Origin of the sequence: Vibrio sp. 2CM40D (genome assembly GCF_023161825.1) — a bacterium.
In the GTDB taxonomy this organism is placed as follows: domain Bacteria; phylum Pseudomonadota; class Gammaproteobacteria; order Enterobacterales; family Vibrionaceae; genus Vibrio; species Vibrio alginolyticus.
The window spans coordinates 18,875-38,594 of sequence record NZ_JALNTL010000012.1 but is presented as its reverse complement, the minus strand read 5'-3'; the positions used below and the strand labels follow the sequence as shown (position 1 = coordinate 38,594).

Genomic DNA, 19,720 nt, shown 5'->3' with positions numbered 1-19,720 from the left:
TTACCTTACGTGCCATGCACGACGAACTCGTCGCATTAATAAAAACATCCATGGCCAAAGTATACAGTTTATTGCCGCCGTCCACAGAGATAATGGATTAAATACTACGTCTTGGTTCAAATATTCCCCACAGAATATCAGAACTTCCAATAACGCAGTAAAAAAGGCAATTAAAATCGACTGTTGCCACAAAGCCATGTTGCGAATCAACAGGAAATTCAGCGCCACGAGGTAGATAACGATCGACATCATCATGCCACGAATTCCAAGCGTTGAGCCGATCAAAATGTCCCATAATAAGCCCAACACTAGCGCAGTTCCGACGTTCACTCGGTGCGGTAGTGCCAACACCCAATAACACGTAACAAGGAACAACCATGAAGGGCGTAACACATCTAACACACCTGGCCATGGAATGGTTTGCAGTACCAGCGCAACGAAGAAACTGACGCCAATCACCATTCGGCTACTCAATACATTATTGGCCATCGGTTACCTCTTGTTCTTGCTCTAACCCTTCATCTACATTGGACCGCAGTACTTTGTGTTGACGGTCTTCATTCGGCCAAATCAGCAGTAGGTAGCGTAAGCGATCAAACTCCACAACCGGCTCAGCCTTGATTGAAGCGAACTCTTGACGCGTATCGTGATCCACATTGGTAACCGTCGCGACTGGGTATCCCTCAGGGTAAATACCACCTAAACCGGATGTCACCAATAAATCACCAACCTGAATATCTGTGCTGGTTGGAATGTGCTCCAGTTGGATTTCATCCATTTCACCATTGCCCGATGCGATCACTCGGATATCATTGCGGATCACCTGGACAGGAATTGCATTTTTCGCGTCCGTTAGCAGCAGAACACGTGCGTTGTGCGCTGCGACAAACGTAACCTGACCAACGATGCCTTTCTCGTTGATAACAGGCTGACCAACGTAAACACCATCAATACGGCCTTTATCGATCACCACTTGATGACGATAAGGTGAAGTATCAACCGCCATTACTTCTGTCACGACTTTCTTTTCATCACGGACAAATGAAGATCCTAACAACTTACGTAGGCGTTGGTTTTCTTCTTTATATTGGTCGAGCAAGATAAGCTCGCTTTTCAGGCGTAACACTTCTCGCTTTAAGCTGCGATTGCCTTCAACTAATGCCTGATGAGAATTAAAACGTTCAAATACGCCATCGAACATACTACGAGGCAAATTCGCTGCGTACTGAATCGGTGCAACCATACTGTTTAGTAGGTATCGAACGTTGGAAAACGTATCTAGACGACTATCGGCCAGCATTAAGCTCGCCGACACGATGACAGCAAAAAACAGACGTAATTGCAGAGACGGACCTCTGCCGAAAATCGGTTTCATCTTGTTTTTGACCTGATTGCTTCCATGATTATTGAGCCTTACTTGGCAACCTAAAAATACTTAACTAAATACTTTTAGGTATGGAGCATGTTTGAATTACAGAGAGAGCAGAAATGAAGGTGAAGCCCGACATGAGCTTCACCTAAACCTTTATTCTTCAGAGAACAGATCGCCACCGTGCATGTCGATCATTTCTAGAGCTTTACCGCCACCACGCGCAACACACGTTAGTGGATCTTCCGCGATAACAACAGGAATACCAGTTTCTTCCATTAGTAGACGGTCTAGGTCTTTAAGTAGTGCACCACCACCGGTTAGTACCATACCGTTTTCAGAAATGTCTGAAGCAAGCTCTGGTGGACACTGCTCTAGTGCAACCATGACTGCTGAGACGATGCCAGATAGCGGCTCTTGAAGCGCTTCTAGGATCTCGTTTGAGTTCAAGCTAAAGCTGCGTGGCACACCCTCTGCAAGGTTACGACCGCGAACTTCAATCTCTTGAACTTCATCGCCAGGGTAAGCAGAACCGATTTCGTGTTTGATCTTTTCAGCCGTTGCTTCACCAATCAAGCTGCCGTAGTTACGACGTACGTAGTTGATCACAGCTTCATCAAAGCGGTCACCACCGATACGTACAGACGATGAGTAAACCACACCGTTTAGAGAGATAACGGCAACTTCAGTTGTACCACCACCGATATCGACCACCATTGAACCTGTCGGCTCAGATACGCGTAAACCAGCACCAATTGCCGCCGCCATTGGCTCGTCGATTAGGTAAACTTCACGCGCACCAGCACCAAGTGCTGATTCACGAATTGCGCGACGCTCAACTTGGGTAGAACCACAAGGAACACAAACAAGAACACGTGGGCTTGGCTTTAGGATGCTGTTATCGTGCACTTGCTTGATAAAGTGCTGAAGCATTTTTTCGGTTACGTAGAAGTCAGCAATTACGCCGTCTTTCATTGGGCGAATAGCGGAAATGTTGCCAGGTGTACGACCAAGCATCTGTTTTGCTGCGTGACCGACTGCAGCAACGCTTTTTGCAGAACCTACACGATCTTGACGAATAGCAACTACAGAAGGTTCATCAAGGACAATACCTTGCCCTTTTACGTAAATTAGAGTGTTGGCTGTACCTAAATCGATAGATAGATCGTTAGAAAACATGCCACGAAGTTTCTTAAACATACTCTTCGCTCATCCTGCAAAAATATAGAAGACAAAAATTGCTCTAAATGTACCAATGCCTCGCTGTCACAGCAAGGTATTGGTACACAAACATGAGCAGAAAGCCTCAATTTCTTGCAGTTTCCTAACTTAAGGGCAAAAACCTAAGTTGTTACTGTCCGGTTAACCCTGGCTCACCACGGTAAATCACACGGTCATTACCACGATGAATACCAAAGGTGACGACGGAGGATGGGTTTTCTTCGGAGCCATCATTGTCCCAGTCGTATTTGAGCCAAGGGAGGTTGTTACCACTAGGATCGAGATTAAGCCAAACTTCAGCTTGTTGACGTCCACAGTCTGCGCGCTCTTGCTTAGCAATAAGTTCACGCATGGCACCATCGTTAACCGTCGTTCTGACGCCTTCAAGTAAAATGTCGCAGTCGGAGCCATCATCAGGCCAAACTGGCTCCTGGCTTTTTAGAGTTGGGGACACTGTTGTCCCGTTATCCTTACTGTTTAAAACGAATCGGGTATCTCTCCAATACTCCACTCTAAGGGGGATATTAACAGATTTACCCTGATTCACTCCCACATCATCCAGAGCTATGCGACCAAACCTGACATCAGGTTGCGATAGTAGCTGTTGCGAAACCATTCTATCTTCAGTGCTATTTTGCCCTTCTTTTAAGAACATCGTAGGATCAACATAGCCAGATACTTTAGTTCCATTATTATTAAGTGAAAGCGAAATAGACGTTTCGATGGAACTATCCTTGTCTGCCGGTAGTTTTGAATTAAATGGACCATCGGGACTCGGCAAAGATAAATCTTTACGCCAATAAACTGAGTTATCCCAAGTTTTGCTCCACACAGCTCCCGACCAGTTATCACTAGTCAAATCGGAATCCAAAATGCTAAGTCTATCTGAGTAACCACCAGCCAAATACAAATCTGCTTTTAAAGAATTGGCAAAACCACCATAATTTTGAGTTGCGTAACCGTTAGCGTTATATGCTGTGACTTCAAACTTAACCGATTCAAAATTCTGTCCCATATATACAGATTGATTCTGATTATCAGGGTAGGTCCACTCTGTCCCGGTGACTTTAAAGTAATCCGGATAGAAGCGCCCAATGGTTGACTTACCATCGGCTATTTTAAATGCATTACTACCAAGATATAGAGATGTGCCAATATCATCGCCATTTTCATCTTTAGCAACTGGTGCCTCAGCAATAAGCTCGAAAACACCGACTTCTGAAACCGATTGATCAAACGTCACACTGCCACGAGACCATTTACTTGATTCTGGTAGCTTCTCATTTAGAAGTTTGGCTAATGAACCATTAGACGGGTACTTCACTTTATTACTAACCGTAATAGTCTTCTCTTGATAGTTCTCAGCAACCGTATCATCATCTTGCAATGCCGAGATGGTTAACTCAAAAACTTCACCAGCAGCAACAAACCCCGAAGAACAGCCATTTTCACTGTTGGTGCACTCTCCGCTCTTATCACCACTCTTTGCAGTAACTTTCAGTTTTGAAGGAAAACTAACGAAGCTGCCGAATCCATCCGAGTCATCAACCCCTTCAACACTGGCTTTAAGTTTGACCTTTCCAGCTTCAGAGTATCTCAACTTAAAGAATGCCTTGCCTTCATCATCAAAATAAACATTAGGCAGGTATTTATTAGCTCTGGTTAGCTCGACATTTGAACTCCATTCCACAGCCTGATCTTTCACTTTTTTCTTGTAAGAAATCACGACAGGTTGAGAGCTATCGATCGGTGCCACTTCATAATCAATCGACATATTAACACCGCGAGATTCACCGCCGTCTTCAGTTCGAGTTGAACAAAACGATAGGTAGTCCTCCCCCGTAGTTTCGCGACTAGCAACTACATCATTAACATTCACCGCAAGCACATTTGAAGCGAAGGTTACATTACAGTTGTTAGCAGATAGTGGCCCGCCATTAATTCGACATCGTGCCCCTTCAAAGCCAAACTGTGGTACGGAACTTTGATCGATACCCAAAGTAATATCGCCAGCTCTTGAACCTTGCAGCTCAAGCTGAGTTTCATTCTCAAACTGTACATTTGTACCACCAACCCAGTTGGCAACATTATTGCCAGTAGATGGAAGTAAAGTGACAGAGAGAGGCGTTAAGCTGCCATCATCGTATGCATCTCTAGGATATTGCTCAGAACAACTTTCATTCATACAAGCTCTAAGTGTCACATCAGAAGCCTGACACGTACTGCCTGAGCCTGAGTAGTCAAACTCGAAATGATGAATACCATCTGTTAATCGCGAGTACTTGTCCGCACAGACTCGGAAGTTATCAATATCATGCGTATTGGTAAGCATACCTGTGGATGCCGTTACCGACAGACGGAAGTTATCTGGAATATAGTTAAAACCACCTTTTTTCAAAACGTTAAACTCTTCGATAACAGGATCCCATCCGCCATTTTTTCCGACTTTTCGAAATACAGCCAGCGTTATCGTATCGGTGTTACGCGAATTTAAAACTACTTTATAACGATGCAGTTTCTCTTTACCTTTTCGATTATCCAACGAGCTGCTGTATTTTTTGCCAGTGATATACGGATAACCTTTCAACCACTTACCATTCGCATCTTGGACGCCCTGTCCACGCACCCCAACATTATCAGCAACACTATTTGAAACGATTTTCTCGCTCCCTTCACGAATGTAGTTACCAAACTCATCAATACCAATACCTAGCCAACCACCAGCAAAGCCTTCTACATCTTTGGAGACTTCAGGGTAGTGATTCTTTAGAAGCTTCATCCCGTAACCAAGCGGACCACCAAATGCCCCGGTTTGAGGAGGGACACTCGCATCAGAAATCACCAGCGCAACACCGTCAGCACCATTCCCACCATATGCATTGTGATCAAACTCAATCTCTAAATAGTTCTGATCTGACGGAAAAATATAGTTATATGCAGAGGCTGTTGCCTGCTCTGGTTTATTTGAGTTTAAGATGAAACGTCCATCAGAGATATGGGGCTCGTCACTGGTACCAAAGCCCATCACCGACCAGTTTGACAATGAACCTGAATTGAAGTTTTCTTCTGGTAATAGTGAACATTGCTGTGTTGGAGGAATAACAGGAACTAATTCAGGACAAAGTGAGGCTACAGCCTCTATTGGGCACTCTCCGGTCTGGGGGGGCTGACAGTTGGGATCATCTACACCACAATAAATGTCACTATCATTGTACTCGTAAGAATGTGATTTTGAGTTAACAGAACCACAGACGGTCGAGCTTTTTACTGTGGCTTTCCCGTGGGACTGAATCGCTTCACTAAGAGTATAAACACCTCGATTTTGATCGAGTTTAGAGTTAGTCAACGATACTTCGCTACCTGTTGATTCTACCCGGCCACAAACCAATGAGTTTTTAATATCGACTTTATGTAGAGCGAGAATATTTCCGTGTACTTGGTTATGGCTCTCTAGGATCACCTCGTGACCTCCACTAGTTACATCCCCAGTAACTTTCGTTTGTTTTAAAGTAACTTTGCTTCGTGCCCAAACATCACCTTGAATTTCATTTTCATTTGATTCTGTCTTTACTTCACCGCCTTGACTTGTAACTTTCCCCTCGACAACCGTCTTCTTCAACGTTATATCACCATGCGCTATAACATCACCATGAATCCTGTTACCATTGCTCTCCGTTTTAATTTGTCCACCCGTACTCGTAACATTGCCATTCACTGTTACTTTCGAGAGAGTTACGTCTTTAGCCCCCTCAACACTGCCATTAATGACATTCCTTTTACCTTTTATCTCAATACCATCAGAGTAACTGGTAACATTGCCTTGTACTTCTGCATCTTCAAGAAGCACCTTTCCGTGGGATACGTAGATTAAACCGTGAACCTTAATATCGTTCTTGAGTTCAACTGCACCGAAAGACTCCACACGCCCAAAAATTTCAATGTCATTTTTACCTTTGAAATCGCTGTTCTTGGATAGGATATTGATCGAATGTTCACTGCTTCCTAAAGTATTTTTTCCTTTAAGTTCAACACCACCATAAACATGAATGTTGATATCACGGTAAGCGTTGACTGACTGGCCTACATTCATTGTAAGACCATTGGGACAAATATAGTTGCCAAAATCATAATAATACCCACCACAGAAGCTCCCTCTGGCTTTCATTTTCCCCTGACTAATCGACCAATATGGAGTCATATCATTTGGAACAGCAGAAAAACTTTCAGAAGAAAACAAACTGACGAATAAAGCAGTAATTATTATTCTTTTCATTATCCTAATCCCTAACCCAAACTTCTTGCTGACGCTGTACCTGTATAACCCCAGAACCACACGTTGCCGTGGCCTGCACCTTAAAAAGAGATTCAGCGTCAGGGGTACCCTCATTGAAAGTACCTATATTTGTACATGCCATCGCATTAACCTTGCACCCACTTCCCACAGCTACCGGCGGAACGGCACCGCTAACCTCCCCACTGCATACGGTCTCGATATCTGTTGTACTTGTATCTAACGGATACATCTTGGTCAGTGCCCACTCATTGGCGGACTGAGCAACAAACCAAGCTTTTGTTCCCAAAAACTCTCTTGTTAATCCGCTTTGATTCGACCATGTAACTTTCATTAAAGAGGAAGCCAAATATCCCATTACAATAATGACGAATAACACGATGATTAGTACATTTCCGCTGGAGTTTCTTTTACGGGACATTGAGCACCTGCACATCTTGTTGATACACACTACGTTCACCATCCTGCTCAAACTCTAGATTAATATGAACTAAACCACCTCGTTGCAGAGTAGACTCTAGATAACGCATACCACTTACGGACGTATCGACACTATCCGCAACTGTAATACCATTTCGCGTAACTCGCTTGGTATCAAAACAGTAGCGAACCTCCGACTTCTCTTGATAAATATAAAGACGGCTAGAAACAGAGGATCCCGTAATCGTACTTGCCCCCCCACTAACAACAAAAACCTTACCTGTTTTAGCTAAACCACCAATGGCTATATTTCGCGAAGAAGTTGATTGTAAATCTTCATATCGGCTCGGATTTATCACCATCCTGCGATTCGTAGGAATAGGATTAAGCGTTGAGTCATTACCTAGCAAAAACTCTAAATCATTATTCTTAAAAGTGTAAAAACCAGAATACTCAATCGGAACAAATTCTAAGCAATGGGAAGCATCCTTTGGTATATGGAAACTATTAGGTACAGCATGGCGGATTTCACGCGTCATCTTTTCTAAAACAAACTGAGCCTGCGTTTGTATTCGTTGGCGATCGATAGTATCAGCGTAACCTTTCATTCCTAACTGGACATACCCAGCTATCCCCAACATGATGAAGCTGCCGACCACAATCGTAACTATCATTTCCATTAAGGTGAAACCACGATCTTTCATCAGTAGTTCCCCTTAATAGCTGTTAAAGTAAGGGGCTGCGTGTTCCCCGCAAAAATCCTTAATGTTACTTTTTTGTATTCGGTTATTTCATCGGGAGCTTTATCCGTCAGATCATCATAGGCAACGCTAATTTCTAATCTAAAGTTTTTGTACTGCTCAGTACTGTCCGCACCAAGTACATCACTAATATTCCCTCTAGGGATACCATCACACTGAGAAGCCGTTGTAGATGTGCTCCAACACCCGATATAGTCATCGACATCATTGAAATCACTAGGCGTTGTTTCCAAGGAACCGTCTAGTTTTTTATCCGCACCTAATTTATTTACGTCAGTGCAGCTCACTCCATTCTCACCACACCGAACGGTGCCACCATCAAAGTCGCTGTTTTCATCGAAGCCTCGCGCCAATATCTGAGACATAAAACCTTGGCCTAATGCGGCAGCGCGGGTTTGATAATGAGGGATGGCGGAATCTCGAATTTGAGGGACAAGAAAAGAAGTAAACGCCACCATCGCAATGCCCATTAAAACAATCGCGATGATCATTTCTATTAACGTCATGCCACTAGATTTCTTCATGAGCATGTACCTTTAGAAACATAGCCTTGAGTATTAATTTCAACTTGGCAGCGGCTTCGACCATGTTTATCTTCAATTAAGATGTTTACAGCACCACTTACAGGATTGCCGAGAAGGTTAAAATTAATTGTATTTGCGGCACCGCTGATAACGGAAAACTTTGCGGACTTATCGATAACCACGTCACTACGGGCATCTTGTGCACTACCTATTAATGCGCAGGCAGCAACTGAACCAACACATGAGCTAGAAACTTGCAAACGAAAGTTATCATCAGTTTTCTCAACATTCGACTGCATACGATTCACCTGCACTTGGCGAATCACAGAAATCACACGTTCTTGTAATGCATATGCAGAAAAACTGCCAGAGCCCATAAAACGGCTGGCTGCAAAAAGTGAAAGGATGGAGAGGAGAACAATCACTAGGATTAACTCCATTAACGTGACCCCTAATGCAGAGCTGCGAATTTTCATACCCCAACCTTAGGCTTAGAACAAGCGAGATAAGTATACGATGAAATTATGAGATTAATGATAGGTTTATAATTTTTCGATTCGAAGTGTGAACAGACGAACAAATAACCAATATCTAGTTATTTTGCCTTTTTGAACGACTAATCTCTTCTTCAATTCGATCGTAAGTTTCTTTGTTGCTTAGCGTCTCAGAAACGTGCTCAGCGGTCTGCTTGGTTTGCTCCCACTTCGCTTCGTAAGTTTCTGGTTCAAAGCTGATAAATCTTGGTAATACCACATAACCGATCACACCTAAGATAATCAGTACAACCACAAACTCAATTGCACTAAGACCTGATGATTTACGCATATGAACTATTCCGAAATTAATCAAAATAAAGAGATAAAGGCCAGACTAGCTGGCCTTTGTTGTCGAACTATCAGTTTTTACATGAGCCAACAACTTCAGCTTTAGCTGCATCGTCAGCATCTGCTTGGGTGTAAGTTACGTAACACTTGGTGTAGCCTTCGTAACCGTATGTGATTGATGAGCCTGTACCACCACTAATCACTTTCCAATCATCAGCCAAGCCTTCTACAACTAGAGATAGAGCTGAAGAAGTTGCTTTAGGGTAGCCGTATGCGATTGCTAGATCGTCAGTCGACTTAATTGTAAGAGCAGCAGAAGATAGAGCTTCTTTACCATCAATTGCAGCTTTACCGTAAGTAATGCCAGCAGCCCCAGCCATCGCGCCTTTTAGACCTTCAAGCGCAGAGTTACGAGCATCATCTTGTAGGTTAAGGAAACGTGGTGCTGCAGTTACCGCTAGAATACCTAGGATTACAATTACCACTACCAATTCGATAAGGGTGAAACCACCTTGTCTTTTCATTGTTTACTCTCTCTATGTAAGCATGCAGTACAACTGCAAAGTTTTGTTTAGGTCACGCGACCATTTTGGATATTGTCAAAACGGTTTGGGGCAGCAACGTTCACTAAAACTGACCGTGAAGTGGATACTGTATCTACCGCTTGAGCAGAATGACGATTCGCCATTATTCAGTTCATGCTGCAATGAGAAAAACACATTATTGTTTACCCACTATTACAGCCTGTTACTTATGGTAATGATTGCATTATACCGACTTTCATTACCAATTATAGTGATTAGGTGTCAAAAAATTCACTCTGCCGACATTTCGACGTCTATTTTCAGTTGATTAGCAGTTGAGATAACTACAATCGACCGACCATTTTCATAAGTGTATTGACAGACATAACGATCAGTTTTGATGGCTCCACTGATATCTATTAACTTGTTGGTCATTATTTTACGTTGGGGGTAATGCACCGCTAGCCAATAACCACAATCTAAAACACCTTGTTGAGTAAAGGGAGACACTAGCCCGCCCTCAGTCATGGTAAGGTTAAAACCATCCATCAGCATATGTTTTGGCTCGCCTTGTACTAACCAAGCTTGACGATAACGCTGAACACTATCTTGCATCCAAACTCTCGCCAACTTCGCTCCGGTCACTTGCGCCTGCTCGGTAACAGGACGTAATTTGACCGCCAAGCCAACAGCAATGATGGTAGCAATTACCCCAAAAACGATTAGCGTCGCCCGACTTTGATTTTCAACCACCTATTAGCCGCCTTTGATGATGTCTAGCATTCCCCACATTGGCAGGAAGATACCCAGTGCTAGCACCATGACCATGCCGGCGACAATCACCAAAAGTAGCGGTTCTATTCTTGCGGTTAGTGTTTTTAGATCGTAATCGACTTCTCGATCGTAAAAATCCGACACTTCTAGCAGCAGCTCATCAATACGACCGGTTTCTTCCCCTACTGCAATCATCTGAATCACCAAAGGGGTAAAGATTTTACTGTTGATAGCAGTCACTGAGATGGTGCTACCCGCTTCAATCGCGGATTTCATCTCAAGAATTCGATTTTCTAAAAAGCGGTTCCCCAGGGCTTCCCCGGCTAAAGCTAAAGACTGGTTAAGTGGAACGCCTGATTTCAGCATCAACGAGAAGGTTCTAGCAAAACGAGAAAGCTGCGCACGATTAACGATATCGCCTACAATTGGCAGCCGAAGCCGAAACTTATCGAACTTCTCCCGACCATCAGCCGTCGCCACCCACGCTCTGAACACCGTAAACGCGCCAATCATTGCTACAACCAGCAACACCCAATAATTAACAAAGAAATTAGAAGTCGCGATCAAAATACGCGTCGGCAATGGTAGCTCAACCCCAAAGCGCGTGAACATCGATGCAAACTCAGGGATCACCAAGATATTCAATACAAACATGGCGATGGTGATAAAGATAATGACAAACGTTGGATAACGCATCGCCGCTTTAATGCGTTTGCGAGTCTCAAGTTCCTGTTCGTAGTAATTCGCCAGTTGCAATAGCGCTTGGTCAAGCCGACCCGTATTCTCACCGACGTTGATCATAGAAACGAACAGTGGGCTGAATACTTTACTGTGTTGCTGCATCGCAGAAGACAAACCTCGGCCATTACTCAGTTCAGAAACGACATCTTCTAGCGCCTCTTTGAGCTGTTTGTTTTCGCAATTTTGCAACAAGCCACGCATAGAGCGCAGCAAAGGTACGCCAGCTTTAGTCAAACTAAACAACTGACGAGAGAAAAGAATAATTACTTCCAACGGAATAGCAGGCACAAACAGCTTAGACAAGCTCACTTGGCTTTTTGCCGACTCTTTCTCTAACCGTACATTGAGCGGGATGACCCCTTTGTTCATCAATGCTTCCGCCGCAGCTTCTGAGTTCACTGCTTCGATTTTGCCGTTAGTGGGTGAGCCGTCTAGCGTGCGGCCTTGATAACGAAAAGTTGGCATTCACTTACCTATATGAAAATGGGATCAGTCTTACCAGAAGCATCACCCTCACCTAGGGTCATCACTTCGTCCAAACTGACGGTGCCTTGTAGCGCCAGTTCCATTGCAGAAGCAAGCAGTGGCTTATAGTTTTCTGAGCGGCGCGCGGCTTGCGCAAAGCCAACCGCATCATTAGCGCGCAATTTATCCATCATCTCTTGCTCAAGTTCGAGCATTTCAAACACACCGATTCGGCCTCGATAACCAGTCAAGTTACAGTTTTGGCAACCTGCGCCTTTATAAAAAATGGTGCTAACTTGATTTGGGAAACGCCCAGCTAACCACTGCTGGCGAGACTCATCTAAGTGGTCTTCTGTTTTACAATCTGGGCAAACTCGGCGCACAAGACGCTGCGCCACCACGGCTCTGACCGCACTAGCAACCAAGTAACCCGGCGCCCCCATATCGATCATGCGTAACGCACTGTCGACAGCATCGTTGGTGTGGAGAGTGCTCAATACTAAATGCCCCGTTAGTGCAGCTCGCAGACCAATTTCTACCGTCTCTTGATCACGCATCTCACCAACAAGAATTATGTCTGGGTCTTGACGTAAAAAGGTTCTAAGAACACGCGAGAAAGTTAGATCGATCTTACTGTTAACCTGTACCTGAGTGATGCGAGGCAGACGATATTCAACCGGGTCCTCTGCTGTAATGATCTTTTTCCCAGGTTCGTTGAGCTCACTCAATGCGCCGTAAAGCGTGGTGGTTTTACCTGAACCTGTCGGCCCGGTAACCAAAATCATGCCGTGCGGACGCGCCAACTGTCGACGTAAGCGAGCAAGCAAGTCTGGCGGCAAGCCCGACTCTTCTAACGGACGCAAACCAGCGGACTGGTTAAGCAGACGCATTACCACAGATTCTCCGTACTGCGTTGGTAACGTCGACATACGAATATCAATTGATTGGCCACGAACTTTGATATTGAATCGGCCATCTTGTGGCAAGCGCTTTTCAGAAATATCTAGGTGTGCCATCAACTTCAGTCGAAGAACCAAAGCCGATGCAATGTTCACTTCATTTAAGAGCGTTTCATGCAATACGCCATCAATACGCTGGCGCAAACGCAATACTTGATCGTCTGGCTCAATATGAATATCCGAAGCTCCAACCTGTACCGCATCTTCAAACATGGAATTAACCAGCTTTACAACGGTAACCTCTTCACTATCGGCTTCATCAATACCGTAATCAAAGCTTTGTACATCTTTATGCTCTTCATGCAGCTGCTCAGCAAAGGAGGCGATCTCTTTAGTACGGCGGTAATAGCGGTCAAAGCTTGAAATGAGCTGACGCTCTGAAGCCACAATGAACTCAAGGTTGTATTGGCCCAACAAGTTCATCAATGATTCTTGGATGAACAAATCCGCTGGGTCGCTCATAGCAACGCGCAGTGTGTCCCCATTTCGAGCAACGACCATCGCACGTAAGCGACGTGCGTGTACCTCAGGTAGAATCTGCACGGCTTCGGCATCCACAGGTGCACGACCAAGATCGATCAGTGGCAAACCAAGCTGCTGAGACAAGAAGTCCAACATTTGCTTTTCGGTAATAAAGCCAAGGTCAATTAACGCATCCCCTAGCTTCTGCCCGGTACTGCGTTGTGCGTTTAGTGCTTGCTGGATTTGTTCTTCAGAGACGATACCTTCCTCAACCAGAAGATCGCCCAAGCGTTTTCTCAACTGAATTTTCATTGTGCGCTCTCCAACTCTTTCAAGATGCTCAAACGGTCACGGATAAATGCTTGCGATTGATTCGAAATGCCAACTTTACCCAGAGCTTGGTTGTAAGAATTGATCGCGGTAGTAAAAGCCAGGGCGCGCTCTTGTTGAATAGCCAAACCTAACCACCAGCGCGCGTTTTCCGGTTCACGCTGAGTGAGGAGTTGATAGCTCTCAAGCGCAATGTCATTTTGCTTGTGTTTTTGTGCCAATGCCGCACGCATCGCCAAGTAATCTCGACTTGGTACTGGAGGCAAATGAACAAGCGGGCTCAGCGCCGCTTCAGGTTGATTAGCTTTCACTAACAACTTAGACAAGGCCAAGCGAAGTACTTGGTTGTTCGTATCTAGGTTGATGCCTTCTTGAATAATCTCATATGCTTTACGCGTGTCACCTTTACCAAAGTACAACGCTGATAACTTTTGACGCGTGTCTGCATTCATTGGCTCATAACGCAACGCCTCGGCATAAGCCGATAACGCCGTTTGCATATCGTTAGCATCGAGTGCCTTTTCCGCTCGGCTAACCGCTTTAAGAGATAATTGGCGGTGAGTAAGCTCAACCTGCTCAATACGCATTGAGCTGTTTTCTGATGTCGTGTGGGTTACGTGATCGTATTGCTCCTCGCTCGGCATCGTTGCTAACTGTGCGAGTAAAACTGCATCTTCAGAGGCGATATTTATCTCAGATCTTGGCGTGAACCTATCAGTCTCTTGTATGTGAGGCTGTTGCGCTACCTGCTGTGTGGCTGGTTTAGTGTAAACCACTTGAGTTGTATCGGGCGTCATTTTACTCGTTGGCGAGTGAGTGCGCTCCGATGAAACAATTGGTGAGACATTCACAGACGACAATGGCATAGCGTCGGTTTGAAATTGTGATAGCTCGCCTGAAGGGACAGGACCGCGAGAGACCGCCCAGCTACCAACCGCAAGGCTTAACGAAAAACCGGCGACAAGCCAAAGCCAAGGTTTACTGCGTGAGACACTTGGAATCTCCGCACGAGTAAGCTCTGACGGCGATGTTTTTTCAGCAAGTTCTGATAATGCTTTATTGATGGCACTCAAGGTTGACTCCATCCCCAAAATACGGGTGTTTTAAACTTAGGTTTACGGGCATCAAACGTATCGTGCATAGCGGCGTAAACGTGATGATTTTTCAATAGTGTGCAACGATCATTAAATGCAGCAAGCAACGACTTGTGACTAATTTGGTTTATCAAGCGCGGAATCCCCATGGATGAACGCCAAATCGCTTTTTTCTGTTCAATAGAAAAAATGTGCGCCCCATTGCCTGCTTTATCTAAACGATTATTGATGTAAGCCACGCCTTCATCGATAGAGAGAGGACGTAACTGGCAACTAAACGTAATGCGTTGACGAAATTGCCTTAGCTCATGGTTAGCCAATCTTTCATCCAACTCAGGTTGTCCGAATAACACCAATTGAATGAGCTTATCTTGTTCCGTTTCTAAGTTGCCAAATAGACGTAATGTTTCTAAAGCTTGTGGGGAAAGAGCTTGCGCTTCATCAACGATCAAGACGGTTTTCTTTCCCAAGGCATGTACTTGAATCAAGTGCTCTTGAATGAGGGAAACGATACGCAGCGGATCATCGTTCTCGATACCCAACTCTCTGGCGACAGCAAACTGCAACTGTTCCCCATTCAACACTGGATTGGGTAAGTAAATAAGCTCAACTTCAGATTCAATCTGCTCGATCAGCTTACGGCATACCATGGTTTTTCCAGTGCCGACTTCTCCCGTCACCTTAATCACCCCTTCTCCCATTTGCACGGCAGCTAGGATGGTTTGGATCGCCTCATAGTGAGGGACTAACCCCAAGAACATTTCTGTATTTGGGGTTAACGAAAAAGGCGGAACTCGGAACCCAAAGTGTGACAAGTACATACTCGAATCACAAACCTATTGAAAAACAGAACCTTTCCCAGCGCTTATTGCGCATCTGGGAACCACTCTTGCAGCAGATCACGAGAGCGCTCTAGCTCTTTCTGCCAAGAGTTCACGCCAACTACGGTCGGTTTTAGCAAGATGACCAATTCTGTTTTCTCAGTTACGTTATTCACGTTGCGGAACAAATGCCCCAGTGCTGGTACATCGCCCAAAAATGGGACTTTAGAAACAAGCTCACGATTTTGCTGTTTCATCAACCCGCCGATAACCACAACATCGCCATCTTTAGCACGAATAACCGAGTCTGATTCACGAATAGAGCTTTTCGCTAATGGCAGTTGGATGTTTTGGAAATCTCCGCCCAAGTTCAATTGCTTCACTTCTTCCGTGACTTCAATAACTGCGGGGTGAACATGCAGGAACACATTGCCTTTGTTATCAATTTGCGGAGTCACATCGAGGGAAATACCCGAGAAGAATGGCGTCAGTTCCACTTCAGGAACTGCATTTGAGTTTTCACCGTTGCCTGCATTGCTCGATAGCTCGGTAACAAAGTACTCATCGGTACCCACTTTGATGACAGATTTTTGGTTGTTGGCAGCGGTAATACGAGGGCTCGAAAGGACGTTCAAGTCACCTTGCGTAGACATGAAGCTCAATACAGCATTGAAGTTACCATCCGAAATAGTCACGTTAGTTTGACCGCCCAATAGCGTGCCAATCGCATCCAATGGTGGTAATGTCGACGCAGGGCGGTTGACTACGATACTACCCGAGTTACCAATTGACGCCGATAAGTTTGACCAGTTGATGCCTTGTTGGTAGCCATCATTCAACGTCACTTCTAGGATTTTAGCTTCAAGAATGACCTGGCGCTGCATGCGCTCCTGCGATACACCTAAGAACTCGCGTACTTCGCGAATATCATCTGGAAATGCTCGAACCGTAATAACTCCCGCTTGTGGCGTTACAACCACACTTTGCCCTTTGCCTGAACCAATTAGATTCGCAACGGCTTGCTGCAGCATCGGCCAGAAGTCACTTTCAGTGATGGTTTCGATGCGTGTACCGCCCGTAGATGTGGTCGAGCTATCGTTGTTGTTTCCATTGTTAGAGTCTGACGAGTCAGAACTGTCTGAGCTACTACCAGAATTAGACGTACCAGCCGAGGTTACAGAGCCCGTAACAATGCTGGTTAATGAGCGACCAGAACGCTTGAACTGCAGGTAATCGACTGGAATGGTCACCGTACGCATACCTGCTGGGTAGATTTGAATAACTTTGCCAGACTTCACCACGTCATAGCCATACATATTCTGTACGACATTCAGAACTTCATCCAATGTCACATCTGACAAGTTGACGGTGATATTACCTTGTACCGATGGGTGAATCGCCACACTGTACTCTGTGCCTTTCACTAATGAGGCGAAAAAACTTCTTGCATCGACCGCATTCGCTTGAATACGAAAACGCTTCGAGGTGCCTTGCTCTGATGCAACGTTCGAGTCTAAATTTGGCATCAAGTCTGCCTCAACAGAAGAAGGGATTTCTTCCAATGTGCGGCTGTTCGCTTGATTGATCGATTCATTGAGCGCTTCTTTAACTTCCACTGGATTCCGATGACCCATTGAACATCCCATTAAAGAAGCAATCGCTATTCCTACAACTAATTTGCGCATATCTGATCGGGCTCTGGTTATTATTGTTTATTGTTTTACGTTTAAATCAAAAAGCTCTAGGTCCCACTGACGGTTACCACGCTTTAAAGTTACAAATTCACTATTAATGCTCGCGACGCGATAACCCTTAAATAGCTCGCCTTTTTCGACAAGTTTGTTATCCATAATCGCGATACAATCAGTACTTGGCTTACACACAATACTGTTGAGCTTAGGCAGTCGATACCGTTTAACTTTTGGTTTCGCTGACGTTTCAACCGCTGGTTTTTCCCAACCAAGTGGGGCCGTTGGGTCTTGGTTTGCCCAAGCGGTTCCTGCCGCTGCCATAACAAGCAATGAGATGATGAGTTTGTTAACCACCAATAAACTCCTCTCTAGATCCTAGTGTGTAGACTTCTAACACAAGCTTCGCTTTCGGGTACTCTTCGACTTTATAACTAAAGCTGCGCCAGTAATAACTCGCAGGAAGGCTCTCCAATTTATTCAGATAATTAGCAATAGAAAAATAGTCACCAGTCAGTTCCATACGAACAGGATGCACGTAGTAACCAGAGTATTGCGATGCTTCTTTATCTTCCGTTATTGGCTCAGATGGCAAGGTTTGCAGAGATAAAAGGTGAATGCCACTTTGCTGCTCCAACACATTTTCAAGCAGCTCAGCCATTTGCGAAGGTGTAATAAGATGCTCGATGATCTCCGCTAATTGCATCGAAAGATGCTGACTCTCAGCTAACAGATTAGATATCGCGCGATCAATCTCAGCATTTGGATCTTTCTTAAGTTGCGCCTGAATACGTAGCGTATCGATTTCAATCTTTTGATTTGCTTGCTTTAAATTACTTAGTTGCCTCTCATTACTGATGATCTCGTTAAGCTTTGGTTCCAATACCAGCGTAAAGAGCAACATGATCACGACAACTAAACCGCACAATGCAGTGAGCACTTTTTCACGCGTACTCATTTCGCCAAAGCGCCCTTCTAATGAGAGCCAGAATTCGTTCATTTCTCTTTATCCTCGCGCGTTTTTAGTTCAAACGTCACAATATCCTTATCATTTCGACCTATTTTGACGTCGTCAAACGTTCGGCCAACCAAGCTAATTTCATTTTTAAATTGGCTGACCCAATTTGGCACTGAGCTCGGTTTTTTCGCTAGTCCCTTCAGGTCTAAGGTATGGGTATTGATTCGAATTTCGGACAAAGAAATTTCTTGGTTTCCTAGCTTCGCTAATGATTGCATCACGCCAGAGTAACCCGTGCGTTGCGAGTCATCGTATTTCCCGACAGCTTTAAGCGAGTCTCGCTTCGCCTTGACTTCACGCTCTAAGCGGGCTTTAGCTGCCAGCTTATTATTGTCAGGTTGATGTTTACGTAGCTTGACTTGATAACGTTCAAGCTCTGACTTCATGATATCGCCTTTACTTTTTACAATAGCAATCTCATCTTCCAAACCGCTGCTCTGCCAAGTGACATAACCGTAAGAAAATAGAATTGCAGCCGCCGCAACGCCCCAAGATAACGCGATATTTTTTAGCGTCAGGAGCTCTTTTTTCGGCTTTAAGTAATCGGGATATAAGTTGACGCGTCGAGTATTTGAAGTAGCCGCAGTGTCAGCCAAAACATGTCCTGATAGCTCATGTTCTGGTGGTAATAACGGTGAAACCTTAGTACTTAAACGGTAGTTCAGAGCCTGAACAAGCTCGCTCTCATCCTCTTCATCACAGCACACTTTCAATTGATGTAATTGCACGTGGCGTAACTGAGATGAAAGATAGTCAATCGAACGTTGCAGTTCTAACGACAGACTGTCCATCTGTAAATCGCTAGACGGAACCCCCGTTAACGGTGGCGTCACACTGCGAATAGAGCGGTGGAACGCAATAGTATTTTCGACAAAAGCGCTTATACGGAAATGACCACGCACACTGCGTTGTAATAATAGGAAGTTTCCTAGTTCACCCGCAGTCTCTCCCCAAATATCGTCTTCAGGAAGAATGGCTTCTAATGGTAACTGGGCTCGACTGGCCAGTAACACAATCTTATCCAATATTTTTCGCGATAAGACGTATGCTTGCACTTTGGTTGAATTCGGTAACTCGACCGCATCGGCAATAATGTCGATGGCACGCTCAGAGATCAGTTCTTTCAACAAAAACGGTAATGCGGCTGGCCATTCTTGACGCGGCATGACCGGTTTGTCGATTTGGTACATCTGGTAATAGTTATGAGAAAGAACAACCGTTAATGAATCATACGCACTCGCTGCAACGCTCAATGCTTGCTCAACGGCTTTTTCCCAATTGGACTCAGAAATATCAAATTGGTATGGACGACTACTTTTGATTGAAGATGATAAATAAACGGCGTCTGGCTGAATAACCAAAAAGCAGGAGCGATCACCACTAGATGATCGCTTAAGCTTGTCGAATAGTGCTTTGAAATCCATGATTATTATC

General features: G+C 44.6%; 19 protein-coding genes. All 19 read right to left on the bottom strand.

What is annotated here, in order from left to right; genetic code table 11:
• The gene (gene mreD, locus MTF70_RS21120; RefSeq protein WP_005381141.1) at positions 1 to 489 is read right to left on the bottom strand and encodes a rod shape-determining protein MreD; all 489 of its coding nucleotides are present in this window, start codon (positions 487 to 489) and stop codon (positions 1 to 3) included.
• Complete coding sequence (gene mreC / locus MTF70_RS21115; RefSeq protein WP_005381142.1) at positions 479 to 1,375, bottom strand: rod shape-determining protein MreC; 897 nt, start codon at positions 1,373 to 1,375, stop codon at positions 479 to 481. Before mreC ends, mreD begins: the two co-directional genes overlap by 11 nt.
• Before the next feature lie 150 nt (positions 1,376 to 1,525).
• The gene (locus MTF70_RS21110; RefSeq protein ID WP_005381144.1) at positions 1,526 to 2,569 is read right to left on the bottom strand and encodes a rod shape-determining protein; all 1,044 of its coding nucleotides are present in this window, start codon (positions 2,567 to 2,569) and stop codon (positions 1,526 to 1,528) included.
• Positions 2,570 to 2,720: 151 nt separating this feature from the next.
• The gene (locus tag MTF70_RS21105; RefSeq protein WP_205461580.1) at positions 2,721 to 6,863 is read right to left on the bottom strand and encodes a DUF6701 domain-containing protein; all 4,143 of its coding nucleotides are present in this window, start codon (positions 6,861 to 6,863) and stop codon (positions 2,721 to 2,723) included.
• 4 nt (positions 6,864 to 6,867) lie between these two features.
• Positions 6,868 to 7,302: a hypothetical protein gene (locus MTF70_RS21100; protein ID WP_025767605.1), complete on the bottom strand. Its 435-nt coding sequence runs from the start codon at positions 7,300 to 7,302 to the stop codon at positions 6,868 to 6,870.
• Positions 7,292 to 8,005 carry a prepilin-type N-terminal cleavage/methylation domain-containing protein gene (locus MTF70_RS21095; RefSeq protein WP_205461581.1) on the bottom strand — a complete coding sequence of 238 codons (714 nt, stop codon included), beginning with the start codon at positions 8,003 to 8,005 and terminating at the stop codon, positions 7,292 to 7,294. Before MTF70_RS21095 ends, MTF70_RS21100 begins: the two co-directional genes overlap by 11 nt.
• Entirely contained in the window at positions 8,005 to 8,586 is a 582-nt protein-coding gene (locus MTF70_RS21090) for a type II secretion system protein (protein ID WP_025767603.1), read from the bottom strand. Before MTF70_RS21090 ends, MTF70_RS21095 begins: the two co-directional genes overlap by 1 nt.
• Positions 8,583 to 9,062 (bottom strand): MSHA biogenesis protein MshC, encoded by a 480-nt coding sequence (locus MTF70_RS21085; RefSeq protein WP_205461582.1) that lies wholly within the window; start codon positions 9,060 to 9,062, stop codon positions 8,583 to 8,585. The genes MTF70_RS21090 and MTF70_RS21085 overlap by 4 nt, the downstream gene beginning before the upstream one ends.
• 115 nt (positions 9,063 to 9,177) lie before the next feature.
• Positions 9,178 to 9,411: an MSHA biogenesis protein MshA gene (locus tag MTF70_RS21080; protein WP_205461583.1), complete on the bottom strand. Its 234-nt coding sequence runs from the start codon at positions 9,409 to 9,411 to the stop codon at positions 9,178 to 9,180.
• A 70-nt stretch (positions 9,412 to 9,481) separates the two neighbouring features.
• The gene (locus MTF70_RS21075) at positions 9,482 to 9,934 is read right to left on the bottom strand and encodes a type II secretion system protein (RefSeq protein ID WP_205461584.1); all 453 of its coding nucleotides are present in this window, start codon (positions 9,932 to 9,934) and stop codon (positions 9,482 to 9,484) included.
• Positions 9,935 to 10,225: 291 nt separating this feature from the next.
• The gene (locus tag MTF70_RS21070; RefSeq protein ID WP_205461585.1) at positions 10,226 to 10,687 is read right to left on the bottom strand and encodes an MSHA biogenesis protein MshF; all 462 of its coding nucleotides are present in this window, start codon (positions 10,685 to 10,687) and stop codon (positions 10,226 to 10,228) included.
• A gap of 3 nt (positions 10,688 to 10,690) precedes the next feature.
• Positions 10,691 to 11,914, bottom strand: coding sequence for a type II secretion system F family protein (locus tag MTF70_RS21065; RefSeq protein ID WP_136977037.1), 1,224 nt, complete (start codon positions 11,912 to 11,914; stop codon positions 10,691 to 10,693).
• Positions 11,915 to 11,922: 8 nt separating this feature from the next.
• The gene (locus MTF70_RS21060) at positions 11,923 to 13,647 is read right to left on the bottom strand and encodes a GspE/PulE family protein (protein WP_005381188.1); all 1,725 of its coding nucleotides are present in this window, start codon (positions 13,645 to 13,647) and stop codon (positions 11,923 to 11,925) included.
• Positions 13,644 to 14,738 (bottom strand): tetratricopeptide repeat protein, encoded by a 1,095-nt coding sequence (locus MTF70_RS21055; RefSeq protein ID WP_213916141.1) that lies wholly within the window; start codon positions 14,736 to 14,738, stop codon positions 13,644 to 13,646. Before MTF70_RS21055 ends, MTF70_RS21060 begins: the two co-directional genes overlap by 4 nt.
• The gene (locus MTF70_RS21050) at positions 14,735 to 15,580 is read right to left on the bottom strand and encodes an AAA family ATPase (RefSeq protein WP_205461587.1); all 846 of its coding nucleotides are present in this window, start codon (positions 15,578 to 15,580) and stop codon (positions 14,735 to 14,737) included. Before MTF70_RS21050 ends, MTF70_RS21055 begins: the two co-directional genes overlap by 4 nt.
• 44 nt (positions 15,581 to 15,624) lie before the next feature.
• Positions 15,625 to 17,265, bottom strand: coding sequence for a pilus (MSHA type) biogenesis protein MshL (gene mshL / locus MTF70_RS21045; RefSeq protein WP_205461588.1), 1,641 nt, complete (start codon positions 17,263 to 17,265; stop codon positions 15,625 to 15,627).
• A 27-nt stretch (positions 17,266 to 17,292) separates the two neighbouring features.
• The gene (locus MTF70_RS21040) at positions 17,293 to 17,625 is read right to left on the bottom strand and encodes a hypothetical protein (protein WP_005381196.1); all 333 of its coding nucleotides are present in this window, start codon (positions 17,623 to 17,625) and stop codon (positions 17,293 to 17,295) included.
• A complete protein-coding gene (gspM, locus tag MTF70_RS21035; protein ID WP_005381197.1) occupies positions 17,618 to 18,268 on the bottom strand; it encodes a type II secretion system protein GspM in 651 nt (216 codons plus the stop codon). Before gspM ends, MTF70_RS21040 begins: the two co-directional genes overlap by 8 nt.
• Positions 18,265 to 19,710: a hypothetical protein gene (locus MTF70_RS21030; RefSeq protein WP_025767597.1), complete on the bottom strand. Its 1,446-nt coding sequence runs from the start codon at positions 19,708 to 19,710 to the stop codon at positions 18,265 to 18,267. The genes gspM and MTF70_RS21030 overlap by 4 nt, the downstream gene beginning before the upstream one ends.
• Positions 19,711 to 19,720 lie beyond the last annotated feature (10 nt).

Excerpts from the sequence above, each read along its gene's own strand:
- mreD (WP_005381141.1), bottom strand. The coding sequence starts at position 489 with ATGGCCAATAATGTATTGAGTAGCCGAATGGTGATTGGCGTCAGTTTC.
- mreC (WP_005381142.1), bottom strand. The coding sequence starts at position 1,375 with ATGAAACCGATTTTCGGCAGAGGTCCGTCTCTGCAATTACGTCTGTTT.
- MTF70_RS21110 (WP_005381144.1), bottom strand. The coding sequence starts at position 2,569 with ATGTTTAAGAAACTTCGTGGCATGTTTTCTAACGATCTATCTATCGAT.
- MTF70_RS21105 (WP_205461580.1), bottom strand. The coding sequence starts at position 6,863 with ATGAAAAGAATAATAATTACTGCTTTATTCGTCAGTTTGTTTTCTTCT.
- MTF70_RS21100 (WP_025767605.1), bottom strand. The coding sequence starts at position 7,302 with ATGTCCCGTAAAAGAAACTCCAGCGGAAATGTACTAATCATCGTGTTA.
- MTF70_RS21095 (WP_205461581.1), bottom strand. The coding sequence starts at position 8,005 with ATGAAAGATCGTGGTTTCACCTTAATGGAAATGATAGTTACGATTGTG.
- MTF70_RS21090 (WP_025767603.1), bottom strand. The coding sequence starts at position 8,586 with ATGAAGAAATCTAGTGGCATGACGTTAATAGAAATGATCATCGCGATT.
- MTF70_RS21085 (WP_205461582.1), bottom strand. The coding sequence starts at position 9,062 with ATGAAAATTCGCAGCTCTGCATTAGGGGTCACGTTAATGGAGTTAATC.
- MTF70_RS21080 (WP_205461583.1), bottom strand. The coding sequence starts at position 9,411 with ATGCGTAAATCATCAGGTCTTAGTGCAATTGAGTTTGTGGTTGTACTG.
- MTF70_RS21075 (WP_205461584.1), bottom strand. The coding sequence starts at position 9,934 with ATGAAAAGACAAGGTGGTTTCACCCTTATCGAATTGGTAGTGGTAATT.
- MTF70_RS21065 (WP_136977037.1), bottom strand. The coding sequence starts at position 11,914 with ATGCCAACTTTTCGTTATCAAGGCCGCACGCTAGACGGCTCACCCACT.
- MTF70_RS21060 (WP_005381188.1), bottom strand. The coding sequence starts at position 13,647 with ATGAAAATTCAGTTGAGAAAACGCTTGGGCGATCTTCTGGTTGAGGAA.
- MTF70_RS21050 (WP_205461587.1), bottom strand. The coding sequence starts at position 15,580 with ATGTACTTGTCACACTTTGGGTTCCGAGTTCCGCCTTTTTCGTTAACC.
- mshL (WP_205461588.1), bottom strand. The coding sequence starts at position 17,265 with ATGCGCAAATTAGTTGTAGGAATAGCGATTGCTTCTTTAATGGGATGT.
- gspM (WP_005381197.1), bottom strand. The coding sequence starts at position 18,268 with ATGAACGAATTCTGGCTCTCATTAGAAGGGCGCTTTGGCGAAATGAGT.
- MTF70_RS21030 (WP_025767597.1), bottom strand. The coding sequence starts at position 19,710 with ATGGATTTCAAAGCACTATTCGACAAGCTTAAGCGATCATCTAGTGGT.